The 16,737-nt window shown below is 69.1% G+C and carries 20 protein-coding genes and 1 pseudogene; 5 read left to right on the top strand and 16 right to left on the bottom strand.

All coding sequences use genetic code 11. The features are described 5' to 3' along the window. Positions 1–11 precede the first annotated feature (11 nt). Entirely contained in the window at positions 12–614 is a 603-nt protein-coding gene (petA, locus tag ACO07H_RS05835) for a ubiquinol-cytochrome c reductase iron-sulfur subunit (protein WP_422012083.1), read from the bottom strand. Positions 615–808: 194 nt separating this feature from the next. On the opposite strand from petA, the gene mscL reads away from it, so the two are divergent. Both mscL and ACO07H_RS05825 read left to right on the top strand, forming a co-directional pair. Next, positions 809–1,234: a large conductance mechanosensitive channel protein MscL gene (mscL, locus tag ACO07H_RS05830; protein WP_422012081.1), complete on the top strand. Its 426-nt coding sequence runs from the start codon at positions 809–811 to the stop codon at positions 1,232–1,234. 132 nt (positions 1,235–1,366) lie between these two features. Next, positions 1,367–3,775 carry a DUF1631 family protein gene (locus ACO07H_RS05825; protein ID WP_422012079.1) on the top strand — a complete coding sequence of 803 codons (2,409 nt, stop codon included), beginning with the start codon at positions 1,367–1,369 and terminating at the stop codon, positions 3,773–3,775. A gap of 15 nt (positions 3,776–3,790) precedes the next feature. On the opposite strand, the gene ACO07H_RS05820 is transcribed toward ACO07H_RS05825, so the two are convergent. Beyond that, positions 3,791–4,450 (bottom strand): hypothetical protein, encoded by a 660-nt coding sequence (locus ACO07H_RS05820; protein ID WP_422012077.1) that lies wholly within the window; start codon positions 4,448–4,450, stop codon positions 3,791–3,793. 3 nt (positions 4,451–4,453) lie between these two features. After that, positions 4,454–5,485 carry a 4-hydroxythreonine-4-phosphate dehydrogenase PdxA gene (gene pdxA, locus ACO07H_RS05815; protein ID WP_422012075.1) on the bottom strand — a complete coding sequence of 344 codons (1,032 nt, stop codon included), beginning with the start codon at positions 5,483–5,485 and terminating at the stop codon, positions 4,454–4,456. Between the two features lie 74 nt (positions 5,486–5,559). Here pdxA and ACO07H_RS05810 point away from each other — a divergent pair, with 74 nt between their 5' ends. Continuing rightward, positions 5,560–6,477, top strand: a complete 918-nt coding sequence (locus ACO07H_RS05810; protein ID WP_422012073.1) for a peptidase — start codon at positions 5,560–5,562, stop codon at positions 6,475–6,477. On the opposite strand, the gene ACO07H_RS05805 is transcribed toward ACO07H_RS05810, so the two are convergent. Then, positions 6,474–7,220 (bottom strand): Nif3-like dinuclear metal center hexameric protein, encoded by a 747-nt coding sequence (locus ACO07H_RS05805; RefSeq protein ID WP_422012071.1) that lies wholly within the window; start codon positions 7,218–7,220, stop codon positions 6,474–6,476. The genes ACO07H_RS05810 and ACO07H_RS05805 overlap by 4 nt on opposite strands. Before the next feature lie 22 nt (positions 7,221–7,242). Here ACO07H_RS05805 and ACO07H_RS05800 point away from each other — a divergent pair, with 22 nt between their 5' ends. After that, a complete protein-coding gene (locus ACO07H_RS05800; RefSeq protein ID WP_422018597.1) occupies positions 7,243–8,436 on the top strand; it encodes a S1C family serine protease in 1,194 nt (397 codons plus the stop codon). A gap of 11 nt (positions 8,437–8,447) precedes the next feature. Here ACO07H_RS05800 and tatC read toward each other — a convergent pair whose 3' ends face one another. The 12 genes and pseudogenes from tatC to argB all read right to left on the bottom strand — a co-directional run bounded on the left by tatC (position 8,448) and on the right by argB (position 15,415). After that, complete coding sequence (gene tatC, locus ACO07H_RS05795) at positions 8,448–9,239, bottom strand: twin-arginine translocase subunit TatC (RefSeq protein ID WP_422012069.1); 792 nt, start codon at positions 9,237–9,239, stop codon at positions 8,448–8,450. Further along, positions 9,236–9,718, bottom strand: coding sequence for a Sec-independent protein translocase protein TatB (tatB, locus tag ACO07H_RS05790; RefSeq protein ID WP_422012067.1), 483 nt, complete (start codon positions 9,716–9,718; stop codon positions 9,236–9,238). Before tatB ends, tatC begins: the two co-directional genes overlap by 4 nt. Before the next feature lie 8 nt (positions 9,719–9,726). Beyond that, positions 9,727–9,963 (bottom strand): Sec-independent protein translocase subunit TatA, encoded by a 237-nt coding sequence (gene tatA, locus ACO07H_RS05785; protein WP_422012065.1) that lies wholly within the window; start codon positions 9,961–9,963, stop codon positions 9,727–9,729. 113 nt (positions 9,964–10,076) lie between these two features. Then, complete coding sequence (locus tag ACO07H_RS05780) at positions 10,077–10,427, bottom strand: histidine triad nucleotide-binding protein (protein WP_422012064.1); 351 nt, start codon at positions 10,425–10,427, stop codon at positions 10,077–10,079. Continuing rightward, positions 10,424–10,753 (bottom strand): phosphoribosyl-ATP diphosphatase, encoded by a 330-nt coding sequence (locus tag ACO07H_RS05775; RefSeq protein WP_422012062.1) that lies wholly within the window; start codon positions 10,751–10,753, stop codon positions 10,424–10,426. The genes ACO07H_RS05780 and ACO07H_RS05775 overlap by 4 nt, the downstream gene beginning before the upstream one ends. Next, positions 10,746–11,135, bottom strand: coding sequence for a phosphoribosyl-AMP cyclohydrolase (gene hisI, locus ACO07H_RS05770; RefSeq protein ID WP_422018596.1), 390 nt, complete (start codon positions 11,133–11,135; stop codon positions 10,746–10,748). The genes ACO07H_RS05775 and hisI overlap by 8 nt, the downstream gene beginning before the upstream one ends. A 9-nt stretch (positions 11,136–11,144) precedes the next feature. After that, positions 11,145–11,561, bottom strand: a pseudogene (locus ACO07H_RS05765) (NUDIX domain-containing protein); the annotation flags it as partial. After that, positions 11,558–12,424, bottom strand: coding sequence for an ATP-binding protein (locus ACO07H_RS05760; protein ID WP_422012060.1), 867 nt, complete (start codon positions 12,422–12,424; stop codon positions 11,558–11,560). The pseudogene ACO07H_RS05765 and the gene ACO07H_RS05760, both read right to left, overlap by 4 nt. 24 nt (positions 12,425–12,448) lie before the next feature. Continuing rightward, a complete protein-coding gene (gene slmA / locus ACO07H_RS05755) occupies positions 12,449–13,060 on the bottom strand; it encodes a nucleoid occlusion factor SlmA (protein ID WP_422012058.1) in 612 nt (203 codons plus the stop codon). Positions 13,061–13,069: 9 nt separating this feature from the next. Further along, positions 13,070–13,756, bottom strand: coding sequence for a response regulator (locus tag ACO07H_RS05750; RefSeq protein ID WP_422012056.1), 687 nt, complete (start codon positions 13,754–13,756; stop codon positions 13,070–13,072). Between the two features lie 76 nt (positions 13,757–13,832). Next, positions 13,833–14,513, bottom strand: a complete 681-nt coding sequence (locus ACO07H_RS05745; protein WP_422012054.1) for a pyrimidine 5'-nucleotidase — start codon at positions 14,511–14,513, stop codon at positions 13,833–13,835. Next, positions 14,510–15,415 (bottom strand): acetylglutamate kinase, encoded by a 906-nt coding sequence (gene argB, locus ACO07H_RS05740; RefSeq protein WP_422012052.1) that lies wholly within the window; start codon positions 15,413–15,415, stop codon positions 14,510–14,512. Before argB ends, ACO07H_RS05745 begins: the two co-directional genes overlap by 4 nt. Before the next feature lie 247 nt (positions 15,416–15,662). Here argB and ACO07H_RS05735 point away from each other — a divergent pair, with 247 nt between their 5' ends. Next, positions 15,663–16,733, top strand: a complete 1,071-nt coding sequence (locus ACO07H_RS05735; RefSeq protein ID WP_422012050.1) for an alpha/beta fold hydrolase — start codon at positions 15,663–15,665, stop codon at positions 16,731–16,733. Positions 16,734–16,737: the final 4 nt, after the last annotated feature.

The following is a 16,737-nucleotide window of genomic DNA, read 5'->3' as shown; positions in this document are numbered from 1 at the left end:
GTTTGTTCTCGTTAGGCCTTCTTGTCGTCACCGATCAGCAGACGGGTGTCGGACAGGTACATGTAGGGCGGCACCTCGAGGTTGTCGGGCGCGGGCTTGTTCTTGAACACGCGGCCGGCCATGTCGAAGGTCGAGCCGTGGCAGGGGCAGAGGAAGCCGCCCTTCCAGTCATCGGGCAGCGACGGCTGGGCACCCGGCGCGAACTTGTCGCTGGGCGAGCAGCCCAGGTGCGAGCAGATGCCCACCACGACGAGGTACTCGGGCTTTTCCTTGCGCGAGCGCTCCTCGTTCTTGGCGTAGTCGGGGATGGGGAACGCCTTGCGCTCCGAATTCGGGTCGGCCAGCTGGCCGTCGTTCGACTTCAGCGCTGCGAGCTGTTCCGGCGTGCGGCGCACGATCCAGACCGGCTTGCCGCGCCACTCGACCGTGAGCTTCTCGCCGGGCTTGATGCCGGAGATGTCCACCTCGACAGGGGCGCCGGCGGCCTTGGCACGCTCACTGGGCGCGAAAGTGCTGACGAAGGGCACGGCGGTTGCGACGCCGCCCACGGCGCCGGCGCATCCGGTTGCGATCAACCAGGTGCGTTTGCCTTGGTCCACTTGCTGGTCACTCATGAGGGTCCTCTAAAGAGACTTCGAATTCGACAGACTTCTGATCAGGGGCAGCCCAGGATTCTAGCGGACGCTGACTCCAGCCCCGGCTTTGCAGTGCGCCGCGCGGACCGCAGGTTTACCCGGCTCCCATGCCCGTAGACTTGAAGCCAATATCGGCGACGATCCGCCTTCAACCGCTGTCATCAGGAGTCTGCATGAGTTTTTTCTCCGAATTCAAGGAGTTCGCCGTCAAGGGCAACGTCATCGACCTCGCGGTCGGCGTGATCATTGGCGGGGCCTTTGGCAAGATCGTCGACTCGCTGGTGGGCGACGTCATCATGCCGGTCGTCAGCAAGATCTTCGGCGGGCTGGACTTCAGCAACTATTTCATCCCGCTCGCCGGCCAGACGGCCACGACGCTGGCTGATGCGAAGAAGCAAGGCGCGGTGCTGGCCTACGGCAGCTTCATCACCGTGTCGCTGAATTTCATGATCCTGGCCTTCGTCATTTTCCTGATGATCAAGCAGATCAACCGCCTCAAGCGCGAACCCGAAGCCGCCCCGGCGGCACCGGCCGAGCCGGCGCCCACGCCGGAAGACATCCAGCTGCTGCGCGAGATCCGCGATTCGCTCAGGCGCTGAGCTGCACAGACGCACCCAAGCCCGGTAAGGAATGGTTACCGGGCTTTTTTGTGCGAGGTAGTTGGCAACCCACGGAAAACCCGCACCTGTTGCAGGCGCGATACTTTCGAGGCAGCCTGTGCCAATCCGTTGATGAACGCGCCCGAGTTACGCCTGAACCCGCACCTCGAAGCTTCGCTGACCCGCATCCGACTTGCGGGCGAGCAGGCGGCTGAGCGCTGCGCGGAAGGGCTTGGCCTGTCCGCACTGTCGGCGAGCAAGGTCCAGCGCCGCGACGCGCTCTTGGCGGCGCAGTTCGTCTTCCGCCAGCAGCAGGCCACGTTCTCGCAGCGATTCGTGCAGGGCATGCGCAAGCTGGTCGCGGCCGAGCAGGTCGAAGCCAAGCCCGCCGCCGCACCCGCCAAAAAGGACTGGGGCGAGCTCTCGCTGATGGACGACGACCAGGTCAACAACCTCGTCGCCGCGGACCGCATCGGGCTGGCCATCGGCCATCACTGCGAGTGGGAACTGCGCGAAGTCGAGTCCTATGTCTGCGGCGTCCAGGTCGGCGAGCGCAACCCGCTGCGCCCGGAGCTGATCGGCCAGGCGCTGCTCGACGCGGTGCAGTCCATCACCGACGACGCGCAGACGCGCCAGACGCTGACCGACGAACTGACCCGCTCACTCGCTCAGGAAATGCGGGCGTGCTACGCCGACATCGCCGAGCTGCTGCGCTCGCGCGGCCTGCGTCCGCAGGACCTGCGTGTGCGCGCCTCGCCGTCGGCGGACGGCAGCACATCGCGCTCGGGAGGCCTGGGCAGCCATTCCCAGTCGGGTGAATTTGATTCCGGCCACGGCGGCATGGCGTCTACGCGCGGCGGCTACGGGGGTTCAGGTCATGGCAGCCTGGGCAGTCGCAGCGGCAACCGCAACCACGGCCCTGGCGGCCGCAGTGGCGCCCTCGGCAGTGCCGGCCCAAGCGGCGGCAGCATGGGCCGCGTCGATCCGCAGATGATGGACCTGCTGCGCCGGCTCGCCCATGCGCCGGCGCCCTACGACGGCAGCTACGACAGCCACGGCCATTCCGGCCGCATGGGCCTGGACGTGCTCAGCGGCGAGCCCAGCGCCTGGGGCCAGTTGCCGCTGCCGGCCAACCTCATCCACCAGCACCGCGACGAGTTGCGCCAGGCGGCCACCGGCCGGCTGGACCACATGGTCATCGACGTCGTCAGCAGCCTGTTCGACCAGATCCTGGCCGATCCCAAGGTGCCGCCGCAGATGGCGCGCCTGCTGGCGCGGCTGCAGCTGCCCGTGCTACGCGTCGCGCTGGGCGACGAAACGTTCTTCTCGTCGCGCCGCCACCCGGTGCGCCAGTTCGTCAACCGCCTCGCGTCGCTGGCCTGCGCCTTCGACGACTTCAGCGACGACCCCGGCCGGTCCTTCCTGGCCCACGTGCGCGACCTGGTGCAGGACGTGGCGCAAGGCGACTTCGACCGCATGGACGTCTACACGGCCAAGCTGGACGACCTCGAAGCCTTCATCGCCGAGCAGGCCCGCAGCACGCTGAAGGCCGCCGGTGACGCGGCCGCCGTCGTCGAGCGGCGCGAGACGGACCTGCGCCTGCAGCAGCGCTATGCATTGCTGCTGCAGCAGCAGCTCGCCAAGGTGCCGATGCAGGATTTCCTGCGCAACTTCCTGGCGCAGGTGTGGAGCCAGGCCATCGTGCTGGCGTCGCGCGAAGGCGCGCCGGAGCGGGCGCTGCGCCTGCGCACGCTCGGCCGCAGCTTGGTCATGAGCGTGCAGCCCAAGGCCGGCACCGCGGCGAGGTCGGATTTCCTGCGCGAGCTGCCCCACCTGATGCGCACGCTCAACGAGGGGCTGGACCTGATCCGCTGGCCCGACGCGCCGCGCAAGGACTTCTTCGGTGCACTGCTGCCCGCGCATGCCGAATCGCTGAAGGGCCAGGCGCCCACCGCGCTGGACACCAACCTGCTCATCAAGCAGCTCGACCACGTGTTCGGCGTGGCGCCACCGGCCGAGGCTGACCTGGCCAAGCCCGTGGCGGGCGACACGGCGCCGGGGGACCTCGATGCCAGCCAGCGGCTGACGCCGGCCGAGGCCAAGAGCCTGGGCCTCGTGGAGGACACCAGCGTCGACTGGAACGGCGCGGTGGACCTCGACCTGTCGGGCAACGACGCCGCCGCTGCGGCCGAGCCGATGCGGGCCGAGGACGTCTCCATCGAAGGCCTGCCCGCTGCCGAGAGTGCGCCCGAGCCCAGCAGCGGCGCGCTGCTGATGGACACGCTGCAGCTCGGCTTTGCCTACCAGATGCACACCGGCGAGCACTGGCAGAAGATGCGGCTGGCCCACGTCAGCGCGGGCCGCAGCTTCTTCATCTTCACGCATGGCAAACGCCACCAGGAGACGGTGACGATGACGGCCCGCATGCTGAGAAAGCTCTGCGAGGCCGGCCGCCTGCGCGCGTTCGAGCCGGCGCTGCTGCTGGAGCGCGCCACGGCACGTGCCCGGGCGCAGCTCGCGGCCCTCGGCACGCGGGCCTGACGCGCCCCCTGCCGCTCAGAGCTTGCGCTTGTCGCGGAAATTGACCGGCATGTCGTCGGCGATGCTCATCGTGAAGTTCTGCCGCACCGGTGCGGGGATGGGCTTGCCGTTGATTTCAGGCGACTGGAACCGCCACAGCGCCAGGGACACGCTGGCCCAGCGCAGCACCGACTGCGGGATGCCGGGCAGCGCATCGACCTTGATCTCGCCGCAGCGGCCGTCCACGCCCACCAGGCATTCGGCGCTCACGTCGCCGCTCCAGCCTGCCGACCCCTTCACGTCCTTGGGCGCGGCGTAGTAGTCCTTGACCAGCACCAGCGGGCTCGGGTTCAGGCCCTTGATGCGCACCTGGCCGCCTTTGCCATCGCCGCCCTTGCTGACCTCCAGGCTCACATACAACCCGGTGCGAAAGGTCGCAGGCTGGCCATCATCGCCCTTGACCGGCGGCAGCTTCATCGAGCCGAGACGGCTCTTCAGGTTGTTCCACAGCGCCGCCGGGTGTTCGGCTTCCTCGTGCGGACGCAGCTCGGTCACCTTGCCCTCGGTGTCGAAGGACGCGTCGAAGGCCAGCGTGACGACATAGCTGTCATCGTCCGCCCGCGCCGCGCCGGTGGCGCCCAGCGCCAGCAGGGCCGCGGCACACAGCGGCGCGAAGGATCTGAAAAACGTGGTCATGGCTCATCCCTCCCTGGATGCTCGATGCGAAGGCACGCATGCTAACTGCCGGGCCATGGCCAGCGCCGCGGCCAGGCTGGACGGGTCGGCGATGCCCCGGCCGGCGATGTCGAAGGCCGTGCCATGGTCGGGGCTGGTGCGCACGAAGGGCAGGCCCAGCGTCACGTTGACGCCTTGCTCCACGCCCAGGTACTTGACCGGGATCAGCCCGTGGTCGTGCGTCATCGCGACGACCACGTCGAACTCGCCGCGGCGGGCGCGCATGAAGACGGTGTCGGGCGCGTAGGGCCCGGTGGCGGCCCACCCTTCGGCGCGCGCCTGCGCAATGGCCGGCGCGATGTGGTGGATCTCCTCGTCGCCGAACAGCCCGCCCTCGCCCGCATGCGGGTTCAGCCCCGCCACGGCGATGCGCGGCGCCTGGATGCCCATGTGACGCAGTGCCGCGCCGGTGATGCGCAGCGTCTGCAGCACCGACTCGCGCGTCACACGTTCGATGGCGTCCCGCAGCGAGCAGTGGATGGTGACCAGCACCGTGCGCAGCTCCTCGTTGGCCAGCATCATGCGCACGGGCACGCCGCCGGCCAGCGCCTGCAGCATCTCGGTATGGCCCGGGAACGGCGAGCCGGCCGCATGCAGCGCCTCCTTGTGGATGGGCGCCGTGACGAGCGCGCGCGCACGACCCGCCTGGATCAGGCCCACGGCGGCCTCGATGCAGCGTGCTGCCGCCGCGCCGGCACGCGCGTCCACCTGGCCCACCGGCGCGTCGAGCAGCCTGGCCGGCAGGCCTTCGGGCTGCCACACCGGCAGGCAGCGCGGCGGCACGCGCCCGAGGTCTTCCGGGCCGCTCAATTCGGCCACCGCCAGCCCGCCGCCGATGACGGCCACGGCACGCCGCATGACCGCCACGTCGGCGACGATGACCGCATCCGGCACAGCCTCTCGCTGCCACTGCCGCGCGATGATCTCGGGCCCGATGCCACAGGCATCGCCCATGCTGATGACGAGAGGCAGGCCTAGGGGGTTGTCCGGAGTCATGCGGCATTCTTTCATCACGCCCGGCCGCGGGTGGCAGACTGCGCCTCCCCTGACCCGCGTGGAGCGCACAACCCATGACCGCCCGGTTCTATCCCATCGGCACACCCGGCCAGCCCTGGAGCCCCGCCGAGGTCCACGCCTGGCGCGAGCGCGTCGTCAAGCAGCGCAGCCACGCGCAGGACGTGGTGGCTGCCATCCAGCCGCTGCGCCAGGCCTTCGACGTCAGCGAGTACGGCGCACTGGCCTGTGAAGGCGAGCGCTTCCCGCTGCTGGCGGTGCGCAGCCGCGACTGGCGCGAGGATCTGCCCCTGCTCGTCGTGACCGGCGGCGTGCACGGCTACGAGACCAGCGGCGTGCAGGGCGCGCTGCAGTTCCTGGCGCAGCATGGGCTGGAGACCGCCGGCCGCGCCAACCTGCTCGTCGTGCCCTGCGTCAGCCCCTGGGCCTACGAGCGCGTGCAGCGCTGGAACTTCGCCGCGCTCGACCCGAACCGCAACTTCCGCGCGGGCAGCCCGGTGCCCGAGTCGGCCGCGCTGGTCGCACTGCTCGCGCCGCTGCGCGGTCGCGTGTTGATGCACATCGACCTGCACGAGACGACGAACACGGACGAATCGGAATTCCGCCCCGCGCTCGCGGCACGCGATGGCGTCCCCTTCGAGCCCGACACGGTGCCCGATGGCTTCTACCTCGTCGACGACGTCGACGGCCCGCAGCCGGACTTCCAGCGCGCGGTCATCGCTGCCGTGGCGCAGGTCACGCACATCGCGCCTGCCGATGCCCACGGCCACATCATCGGCTGCCCGTTGCAGTCACCGGGCGTCATCAGCTTCTCGGTCAGCCGCGGCGGCCTGTGCGCGGCCATCACCGGCGCGCGCTTCAGCACCACGACCGAGGTCTACCCCGACAGCCCGCGCACGACGCCGCAGCACTGCGTGGCGGCGCAGGTGACGGCCGTACGCGCGGCCATCCGTTACGCCCTCGACGCGGCTTAGGCGGGGTTGTCCACGTCGATGAACTGCCAGCTCAGGCCCAGGTCCTGCGCCACCTGGGCGCCCACGCCCTGCACACCGTAGCGCTCGGTCGCGTGGTGGCCGGCCGCAACGAAGGCGACGCCGGTTTCGCGGGCGTAGTGGGCCTGGGGCTCGGAGATCTCGCCGGTGATGAAGACATCGGCGCCGGCCGCGATGGCCCCCTCGAAGTAGCCCTGCGCCCCGCCGCTGCACCAGGCCACGCGGCGCAACAGGCGGCCGTCGCCCGGCACGACCGTCACGTCACGGCCCAGCGTCTCGCGCAGCCGCGCTGCCAGCGTCGGCAGGTCAGTGGGTTCGATGGCCGCGCTGAAGCCCAGGTCCTGCTCGCCGAAGCGCGCATCCGCCGTCCAGCCCAGGCGAGCACCGAGCTGGGCGTTGTTGCCCAGCGTCGGGTGAGCGTCCAGCGGCAGGTGGTAGGCGAACAGGTTGATGTCGCGGCGGATCAACTGCGCCAGCCGCTGCTTCATCCAGCCCGTCACGCGGCCGTCCTGGCCGCGCCAGAACAGGCCGTGGTGCACGAGGATGGCATCGGCCTTCGCCGCGATGGCCGCATCGATCAGCGCGAGGCTGGCCGTGACGCCGCACACCAGGTGGCGCACCTCGGCGCGGCCCTCGACCTGCAGGCCGTTCGGCCCATAATCCTTGAAGCGCCCGGGCTCCAGCAACTGGTTCAGTCGGAGTTCCAGTGCGGCGCGGTCGGTCATGGCTTGAAGAGGTTCCTGGGTGTTGAAGCGGCTCTGGCTGATTTTCGCGCAAGCGGTCACGGTGGCCCTGGCCGCCGTCTTCGTCATCTCGACACTGAAGCCGCAATGGCTGCAGCCCGCGCCGCAACGGCGTGACGCGCCGGCCACGAGCCCGCTGCTGCTGCCGCAGCCCTCCGCCCTGCCCTCCTCGCCCGCCGCGTCCATCGTGCGCGCCGGGTTCTCCGATGCCGCGCGCATCGCATCGCCAGCCGTCGTCAGCGTCACGGCCAGCAAGGCCGCGGCGCGCAGCGCGGGCCGCACACGAGACCCGCTGTTCGGCTTTCCCTTCGGCCCACGCCAGCCGCGCTCCGGCCCGCAGCTGGGCCTGGGCTCGGGCGTCATCATCTCGGCCGATGGCGTGCTGCTGACGAACAACCATGTCGTCGAAGGCGCGTCCGACATCCAGGTGCAGCTCAGCGACGGCCGCCAGGCACAGGCCCAGCTGATCGGCACCGATCCCGAGACCGACGTCGCGGTGCTGAAGATCGACCTGCCCAACCTGCCCGTCATCCCGCTGGGCGATGCCGCCAGCCTGCAGGTGGGCGACGCGGTGCTGGCCATCGGCAACCCGTTCAACGTCGGCCAGACGGTCACGTCCGGCATCGTGTCCGCGCTGGGCCGCAGCCAGCTCGGCATCAACACCTTCGAGAACTTCATCCAGACCGACGCGGCCATCAACCCCGGCAATTCGGGCGGCGCGCTGGTGGATGCCGACGGGCGGCTGATCGGCATCAACACGGCCATCTTCTCGCGCAGCGGCGGCAACCTGGGCATCGGTTTCGCCATCCCCGTGGACGTGGCGCGCCAGGTGGCGGCGTCGCTGCTGAAGGACGGCGTCGTCGCGCGCGGCTGGATCGGCGTGCAGACCCGCGAGCTGACGCCCGAACTCGCCGAGGCGCTGAAGCTGGGCGACGCGAAAACGCCGATCCGTGGCGTGCTCATCGGCGGTGTCGTGGCCGATGCGCCGGCCGCCAAGGCCGGCATCCGGCCGGGTGACGTGCTGACGCGCATCGGCGAGCACCCGGTGCTGACGCCGGCCGAGTTGCTGGCCAGCGTGGCGGCGCTCAAGCCCGCCGGCCAGGTGGAGGTGGGCGTGCAGCGCGGCGGCAAGGCGATGACCTTCCAGCTCACCGTCGCCCAGCGGCCCCGGCCGCAGCGCCAGGCCGAAGAGGACTGAACCCCGCGGCCTCAGGCCGGCGGGTTCTCGTCGCTGTCCGGTGCCTTCGTGCTGCGCACGAAGTAGGTGGCGGCGAACAGGCCCAGTTCGTAGAGCAGGCACATCGGGATGGCCAGCGCCAGCTGGGACACGATGTCCGGCGGCGTGATGACGGCCGCGACGATGAAGGCGACGACGATGAAGTAGCCGCGCCATTCGCGCAGCTTCTCCACCGACACGATGCCGATGCGCGCCAGCACGACGACGACGACCGGCACCTCGAAGGCCGCACCGAAGGCGATGAACATGTTCATCACGAAGCCGAGGTAGGCCTCGATGTCCGGCGCCGCCGTGATGCTCTTGGGCGCGAAGCTCTGGATAAACTTGAAGACCTGGCCGAAGACGAAGAAGTAGCAGAAGGCCACGCCGGCGAAGAACAGCAGCGTGCTGGAGATGACCAGCGGCATCACCAGGCGCTTCTCGTGCGAATACAGCCCCGGCGCGACGAAGGCCCAGGCCTGGTAGAGCACGATGGGCAGCGCCAGCAGGAAACCGGCCAGCATCGTGATCTTGATCGGCACGAAGAACGGCGCGATGACGTTGGTGGCGATCATCTTCGTGCCCTCGGGCAGGTGCGAGATCAAAGGCGCCGCCAGCAGGTCGTAGAGATGGCCCGGGCCGGGGTACAGGCACAACACGCCGAAGCAGACGGCGATGGCGATGACGGCGCGCAGCAGCCGGTCGCGCAACTCCATCAGGTGGGAGACGAAGGGCTGTTCGGTGCCTGCCAGTTCGTCGTGGTCGGGTTTCTGGAAGGAACTCATCGGTTCAGATGGGGCGGGCGGAACCGCGCCACGCGGGCGGCGCCAGACTGGGTATGGCGGCGCACGTTGGACTTCTGCTTGAACCACAGCGGCGTCGCACCACGCTTGAGCCGCCAGTTCTTCTTCGGATGGCGGTACTCGGGCGACAGGTGCGGCAATGCGCCCGTCGCGTCGGACGACGACGTGTCACCGGTCACGTCACTCCACGTCTGGCCGAAGGCCTGCGTGGCCGAGTCGACCTCCTGGCGCACGCTCTGCCCGACGTCTCGCGCGGCCGTCTCGAACTGGGTCTTCATCTTCTGAAGCTCCTCCAGCTCGATGGAGCGGTTGACCTCGGCCTTCACGTCCGCCACATAGCGCTGCGCCTTGCCCAGCAAGGTGCCCACCGTGCGGGCGACGCGCGGCAGCTTCTCGGGGCCGATGACGATCAGCGCCACCGCGCCGATCAGCGCGATCTTGTCAAAACCGAAGTCAAGCACTCGTCAGCTCAGGACTTGGTCTTGGCGTCGACGTCCACCGTGTTCGGGTCGTTGACCTTCGCGGCAGTGACCTGCTGGGGCGGCACCGCCGGCGTGTCGGGCGAGGTGCCGTCCTTCACGCCGTCCTTGAAACCCTTGACGGCGGCGCCGAGGTCCGACCCGACGTTGCGCAGCTTCTTGGTGCCGAAGATGGCGATGACGACGACCAGGACGATCAGCCAGTGCCAGATGCTGAATGAACCCATGATGCTTACTCCTTGAGGACTGGCCCAAATTCTAGGTGAGCGGCCGTGACACGACCTGCTCGTCGGCAACGGCCGCCCCTGCGACGCACGCAGGCGTCAGATGGGGGTGACGTTCAGCCTTTCAACCACGGCCGCGGGCCGCCCATCACATGCAGATGCAGGTGATGCACTTCCTGCCCGCCGTCGGGCCCGGTGTTGATGACGTGACGGAAGCCGTTGGTCACGCCCAGCTCCTTCATCAGGCGCGGGCCGAGGGCGGCCATGCGGCCGAGCAGCGGCGCGTGGTCCGCCGTCACGTCGTCCATGGACGCCACGTGGGCCTTCGGAATGATCAGCACATGCACCGGCGCCCAGGGGTGGATGTCGTGGAAGGCGAGCAGTTCCTCGTCCTCGTAGACCTTCTTGCTGGGGATCTGGCCGGCGACGATCTTGCAGAAGATGCAGTTCGGGTCGGTATGGGTCATGGCTGTGGCTGTCCTCTTTGGGCGAATTCGGTCAGGCCCGACAGGCCTTCGCGGCGGGCCAACTCGGCCAGCACGTCTTCGGGCTTCAGGCCGAAATGCGCCAGCGCCACCAGGCTGTGGAACCACAGGTCCGCGACCTCGTAGACCACCTTCTGAGGGTCGCCGTCCTTGGCGGCCATGACCGTCTCGGTGGCTTCCTCGCCGACCTTCTTCAGGATGGCGTCCAGGCCCTTGTCGAAGAGCTTGGCGACGTAGCTGGTGCTGGGGTCCGCCCCCTTGCGGGATTCGATGACCGCGCCGACGCGGTTCAGGATGTCGTCACTCATAGATCTTGGCCGGGTCCTTCAGCACGGGCTCCGTGGCGGTCCAGACGCCGTTCTCCAGCTTCTGGAAGAAGCAGCTGTGGCGGCCGGTGTGGCAGGCTATGCCAGGTTCAGCGGGATCATGGCCCAGTTGCGTGATGGTCAGCAGCACGACATCGTTGTCGCAGTCCAGCCGGATGGCGTGCACCTGCTGGAAGTGGCCGCTTTCCTCGCCCTTGTGCCACAGCTTGCCGCGCGAACGGCTCCAGTAGACGGCCTGGCCGCGCTCGGCCGTCGCGCTGAGCGCCTCGCGGTTCATCCACGCGAACATCAGCACGTCGCCCGAGCCCTGCTCCTGCGCGATGACGGGCACCAGGCCCTTGTCGTCCCACTTGACGTCGTCCAGCCAGTCCCGGTGCGTGGGGCCGGCGTGCTGGCGCTCCTGGGCGAACCACTGCAGCACCGGCACCGTGCCGGGCAACACCGGCCTCACCTGCACGGGCAGGCCGGACCAGGCCATCTGCTGGCCCTCCAGCATCTGGAACTCGCCGGTCCAGTCGAACACCTTGCAGAAGTTCAGCCGCACCAGCGCATGCGGGTAGTCGAAGACCTCGACCTTCCACGGGTGGGCCTGGCCGATGTCGATGCCCAGCTCCTCACGCAGCTCGCGCGCCAGCGCCTGCTCGACGGTTTCGCCCGGCTCGACCTTGCCACCGGGGAACTCCCAGTAGCCGGCGTAGACCTTGCCCTCGGGGCGGGACGTCAGCAGGAACTGGCCGTCGGGCCTGACCAGCACGCCGACGGCGACTTCGGTGATGTCACGCTCGCTCATTCGGCCCGTCCCGCCAGGTCGCGCGCGAACTGGAACGCCACGCGGCCAGAGCGCGAGCCGCGCTCCAAGGCCCAGATCAGCGCCGGCTGGCGCGCGCCGTCGATGGCCGCCTCGTCCAGCCCGAAATGCCGCAGCCATTGCGCGACGATGGCCAGGTACTCGTTCTGGCTGAACGGGTAGAAGCTGATCCACAGGCCGAAGCGCTCGGACAGCGAGATCTTCTCCTCCACCGCCTCGCCGGGGTGGATCTCGCCATGCTCGCCGTGCGTGCCGGAGAGGTTGTCCACCATCTTCTCGGGCAGTAGGTGGCGGCGGTTGCTGGTGGCGTAGATCAGCACGTTGTCGGTCGCCGCGGCGACCGAGCCGTCGAGCACGCTCTTCAGCGCCTTGTAGCTGGCCTCGCCTTCGTCGAAGCTCAAGTCGTCGCAGAAAACGACGAAGCGCTCCGGCCGGCCGTCCACCTGTTCGATGAGGTCCGGCAGGTCCACGAGGTCGGCCTTGTCGACCTCGATGAGGCGCAGGCCGCGGCCCGAGAACTCGTTCAGCACGGCCTTGATGAGCGAGCTCTTGCCCGTGCCCTTGGCACCCGTCAGCAGCACGTTGTTGGCCGGGCGGCCGGCCACGAACTGGGCCGTGTTGCGCAGCAGGCGCTCCTTCTGCGGTTCCACCTCCTGCAGGTCGGACAGCCGAATGCGGCTGACCGAGCGCACCGGCTCCAGCGCGAGCGCGCCATGGCGGCGGCGCGCGCGGAACGCGGTGGAGGCCGCCCAGTCGGGTGGCGCGGCGGGATGGGGCAGGACCGCTTCCAGCCGGGTCAGCAGACCTTCGGCGCGGGCGATCAGGGATTCCAGAGCGGCGGACATCGCCGCAGTTTAGGCGGGCCGAAGTCAGCCCAGCGACTTCAGCGCGGCGTCGAGCTGCTCCGTCGGCAGCCGCTTGAAGCCCGTGCGCGCATAGCGGTGCAACCGGCCGATGACGAAGCTGACCCACACCGACGCCTGCGCATTGGCCTGCACGGTGGGCGCCATGGCCCCCTGCGCCTCGGCCACGGCGCGCAGCACCTGGCGCAGCGACGACTCGATGCGGTCGAAGAACTGGTTCATGCGCGCGGTCAGCCGCTCGTGCTCGTGCACCAGCGCGTCGCCCACCATGACGCGTGTCATGCCGGGGTTCTTCTCGCCGAACTGCAGGATGACGCCGACGATGCGCGCCGCCTGGCCCGGCAGCGGCGTCTCGGTGATCTGGTGGACCATCGTGAACACGCTGTGCTCGATGAAGTCGATCAGCGCCTCGAACATCTGCGCCTTGCTGGCGAAGTGCCGGTACAACGCCGCCTCGCTCACGTCCAGCTTGGCCGCCAGCGCCGCGGTCGTCACGCGCTCGGCACCCGGCTGCTCCAGCATGCCGGCCAGCACCTGCAGGATCTGCGTGCGGCGCTCGCCGGGCTTCAGGCGTTTCTTGGGAGCAGGGCTTTCGGTGGCGGGCTGTTCGGCGTCCATGAGGGGATGCTAGTCCCTCAACCAGCCCAGCCGGCGCGCTTCGTAGATGGCTTCCACTTTGGAGCGCACATGCAGCTTGCGGTAGACCCGCTTGACGTAGGTCATCACCGTGTGCGGCGACACCTGCATGAACTGCGCGATCTCGTCGAAGGTGAAGCCCTTGGCCGCCAGGTGCAGCACGCGCGACTCCTGTTCGGACAGTGCGACGACTTCCTCGTCCGCCATCGTCGCGGCCATGGCCTCGGGCGACGGGCCGGTCGAGCCCTGCGCACCGGGCGCCAGCCGCACCAGCAGGCGGCGCGCGATGACCGGGCTGATGGGGCTGCCGCCGGCGCGCAGCGAGCGCAGTTGGCCGGGCAGGTCCAGCGCGAGGCTGTCCTTGAGCAGGTAGCCGGTCGCGCCGGCCTCGATGCTGGCCACCACATGCTGCTCGTCGCCGAACACGGAGATGACCATCACCTCGCACTGCGGCCGCGTCTGCGCCGCGTGGCGGATCAGTTCGATGCCGCTGCCGCCGGGCAGGTCCAGGTCCACGAGCAGCACATCGGGCTGCAGTTGGTCGAACATGCGCCGGCCCTGCGGCAGGTCGGGCGCGATGCCCAGCAGTTCGATGTCGGGCACGCTGCCCAGCGCGTGGGTGAAGGCCTCGCGGAAGCGGGCTTGGTCTTCGACGATCAGGACCGAGAACGGGGTCATGCCTGGGGCGGCCTCTTCAAAGCGCGTGATGGGGATTGCCGGGAGAGGATACCCGCTCGCCCCTGGGCGTCTTCCTTCACAACTGGGGGGACCGCGCCAGCGCGGCCAGCGAATGCACGCGCCGGCTGACGTAGACCGGCCGCCGCTGCAGGCGCTGCGCACCGGCCTGGCGCAGCCAGCGCTGCATCCACACCGTCTTCAGCCCCAGCCCGCGCGCCGTCTTCTGATGCACGAGCGTGTCCTCCACCAGGATGCAGCGCTGCGGCCGCAGCTTGAGCGCCGCCAGCACGACGCGGAACATGCGCGCGTCCGGCTTGGGGCGCGACTGGCCGAAGCAGGCCATGTCCTCGATGCAGATCAGCCGTTCGAACACGCCCAGCAGCCCGATGGCGGCCAGCACCCGTTCTGCGTAGGCGCGCGGCGCGTTGGTCATCAGGATCTTGCGGCCCTTCAGCCGCCGCAGCGCCGCCAGGTCGTGCGAATGGCCATGCAGATGCTCGTCCAGCCCTGGCAGCAGGTGCGTCTCGTGCAGGAAGTGCGCAGCCTTCACGCCGTTGTGGCGCTGCAGACCGGTCAGCGTCGCGCCATACCGCAGCCAGTAGCCGTGGCGCAGCGCGACGGCCGCGTCCGTCGCCAGCCCCAGGTGGGTCTCGATGTACGCCGTCATCGACGCGTTCAATTCCTTGAACGCGCGATGCGACGCGTTGTGCAGCGTGTCGTCGAGGTCGAACAGCCAGACGCGGTCGCGAGGATTCATCGAGACGAGATCATCGTGCCGTAAGCCTGGTCCGTCAGCACCTCCAGCAGCATCGCATGCGGCACGCGGCCGTCGATGATGTGCACGGCATTGACACCGCTCTTGGCCGCGTCGATGGCGCCGGCGATCTTGGGGATCATGCCGCCGCTGATCGTGCCGTCGGCCACCAGCTCGTCGATGCGGCGCGGCGTCAGCTCCGTCATCAGCTCGCCGGCCTTGTCCAGCACGCCGCGGATGTTGGTCAGCATCAAGAGCTTTTCGGCCTGCAGCACGGTGGCCAGCTTGGCGGCGACCACGTCCGCGTTGATGTTGTAGCTCTCGTTGTGCTCGCCGAAGCCGATGGGGCTGACCACGGGGATGAACTGGTCGTCCTGCAACGCCTTCACGACGCTGGGGTCGATGGAGACGATGTCGCCGACCTGGCCCACGTCGTGTTCCTTGTTGGGGTCGTCCTTGTCCAGCATCTTGAGCTTCTTGGCGCGGATCATGCCGCCGTCGCGGCCCGTCAGGCCCACGGCCTTGCCGCCGGCGGCGTTGATGAGGCCCACAATGTCCTGCTGCACCTGGCCGGCCAGCACCCACTCGACGACTTCCATCGTCTCCTCGTCGGTCACGCGCATGCCCTGGATGAACTGCCCCTTCTTGCCCAGGCGGCTCAAGGCGCCCTCGATCTGCGGCCCGCCGCCGTGCACGACGACCGGGTTCAGGCCCACCAGCTTGAGCAGCACCACGTCCTCGGCGAAGTCCTGCTGCAGCGCCGGGTCGGTCATCGCGTTGCCGCCGTACTTGATGACGATGGTCTTGCCGTGGAACTTGCGGATGTAGGGCAGCGCCTGCGACAGGATCTCGGCCTTCTCGCGCGGGGCGATGTGGGACACGTCGGTGGTCGGGGGGGTGGTCATGCGGGCTCCAGAGGATTTCGGGCGATTCTAGAAAGGCGCCAGCGCGATCACCGTGTCGAGGGCCTGGCCGACCATCGGGATCAACAGGAAAGCGACGACACCCGCCGGCCAGACAACGCCCGTGAGTTGAGGCATGCAGAGTCTGCGACACAGCGCGGGGATACGCAGCCGCCAGCCTGACGCGGCCGCACCCCGCCACGCACCCTTAGACTGCGCCGCTTCTTCCCGCAAGGCACAGAGAAAACACATGAAGTCCTGGACATGGGCCTTGGCAGCGCTGCTGTCGTTGTCGGCCTGCCTCGCCATGGCGCAGACCGTGCCGCTGCATCCGGCCTGCCGCGAGCCGGGTCAGCCGGTGGACGAATCCGGCTTCGTCGCCATCGGCGGCATCCGCCAATGGGTGGTCATCGAGGGCCGCGACTGCGCGAACCCGGTCGTGCTGATCGTGCACGGCGGCCCCGGCAACCCGAACACGCCGTTCGCGCACACGCTGTTCGGCGGCTGGACGGGCGAGTTCACCGTCGTCCAATGGGACCAGCGCGGCGCCGGCAAGACCTACGGCGCCAACAAGCCCGCCGACGACGAGCGCCTCACCGTCGAGCAACTCGCGCGCGACGGCGTGGAGGTGGCGACCTACCTGACGCAACGGCTGGGCAAGCGCAAGGTCATCCTGATGGGCGGCTCCTGGGGTTCGGCGCTGGCCGTGCACATGGCGCAGGCCAGCCCCGCGCTTTTCCATGCCTATGTGGGCACCGCGCAGCTCGTCGGCAACGACGCGAACCTGAAGCCCAGCTACGAGCGCACGCTGGGCCTGGCCCGCGCCGCCAACGACGCCGACTCGGTCGCCAAGCTGGAGAAGCTCGGCCCGCCGCCCTGGACCGACCCGCGCGCCTTCGGCATCCTGCGGCGTGTGACGCGCACCTACGAGGCGCTGAAGACCGATCCGATGCCCAAGGGCTGGCTGCGCCCCGCCCCTGGCTATGACACGCCGGCCTACGGCGCCGACTACGAAGCGGGCGAGGACTATTCCTACCTCCAGTTCGTCGGTCGCTCGGGTGACGGCATGGCGGCCCGGCTGGACCTGCGCCGCCTGGGCAAGCGTTTCGCGATGCCCGTCTTCCTGCTGCAGGGCGAGCAGGATCTGGTCACGACGCCCGAGGTTTCGCGCGCCTACTTCGACAGCCTGGCCGCGCCGCGCAAGGAATTCCTGTCCATGCCGCGCACCGGCCACGACCCCAGCCGCACGATGATGGACACGCAACTCGACGTGCTGCGCAGCCGCGTGCGCGCCGACGCACTGGCCGGCGACGCCCGCTAGACAA

The sequence above is a fragment of the Roseateles sp. genome, assembly GCF_965229315.1.
Taxonomy (GTDB): Bacteria; Pseudomonadota; Gammaproteobacteria; order Burkholderiales; family Burkholderiaceae_C; genus Pelomonas.
Note: the sequence above shows the minus strand (reverse complement) of the source record. Positions and strands in the feature narration are given on the sequence as shown.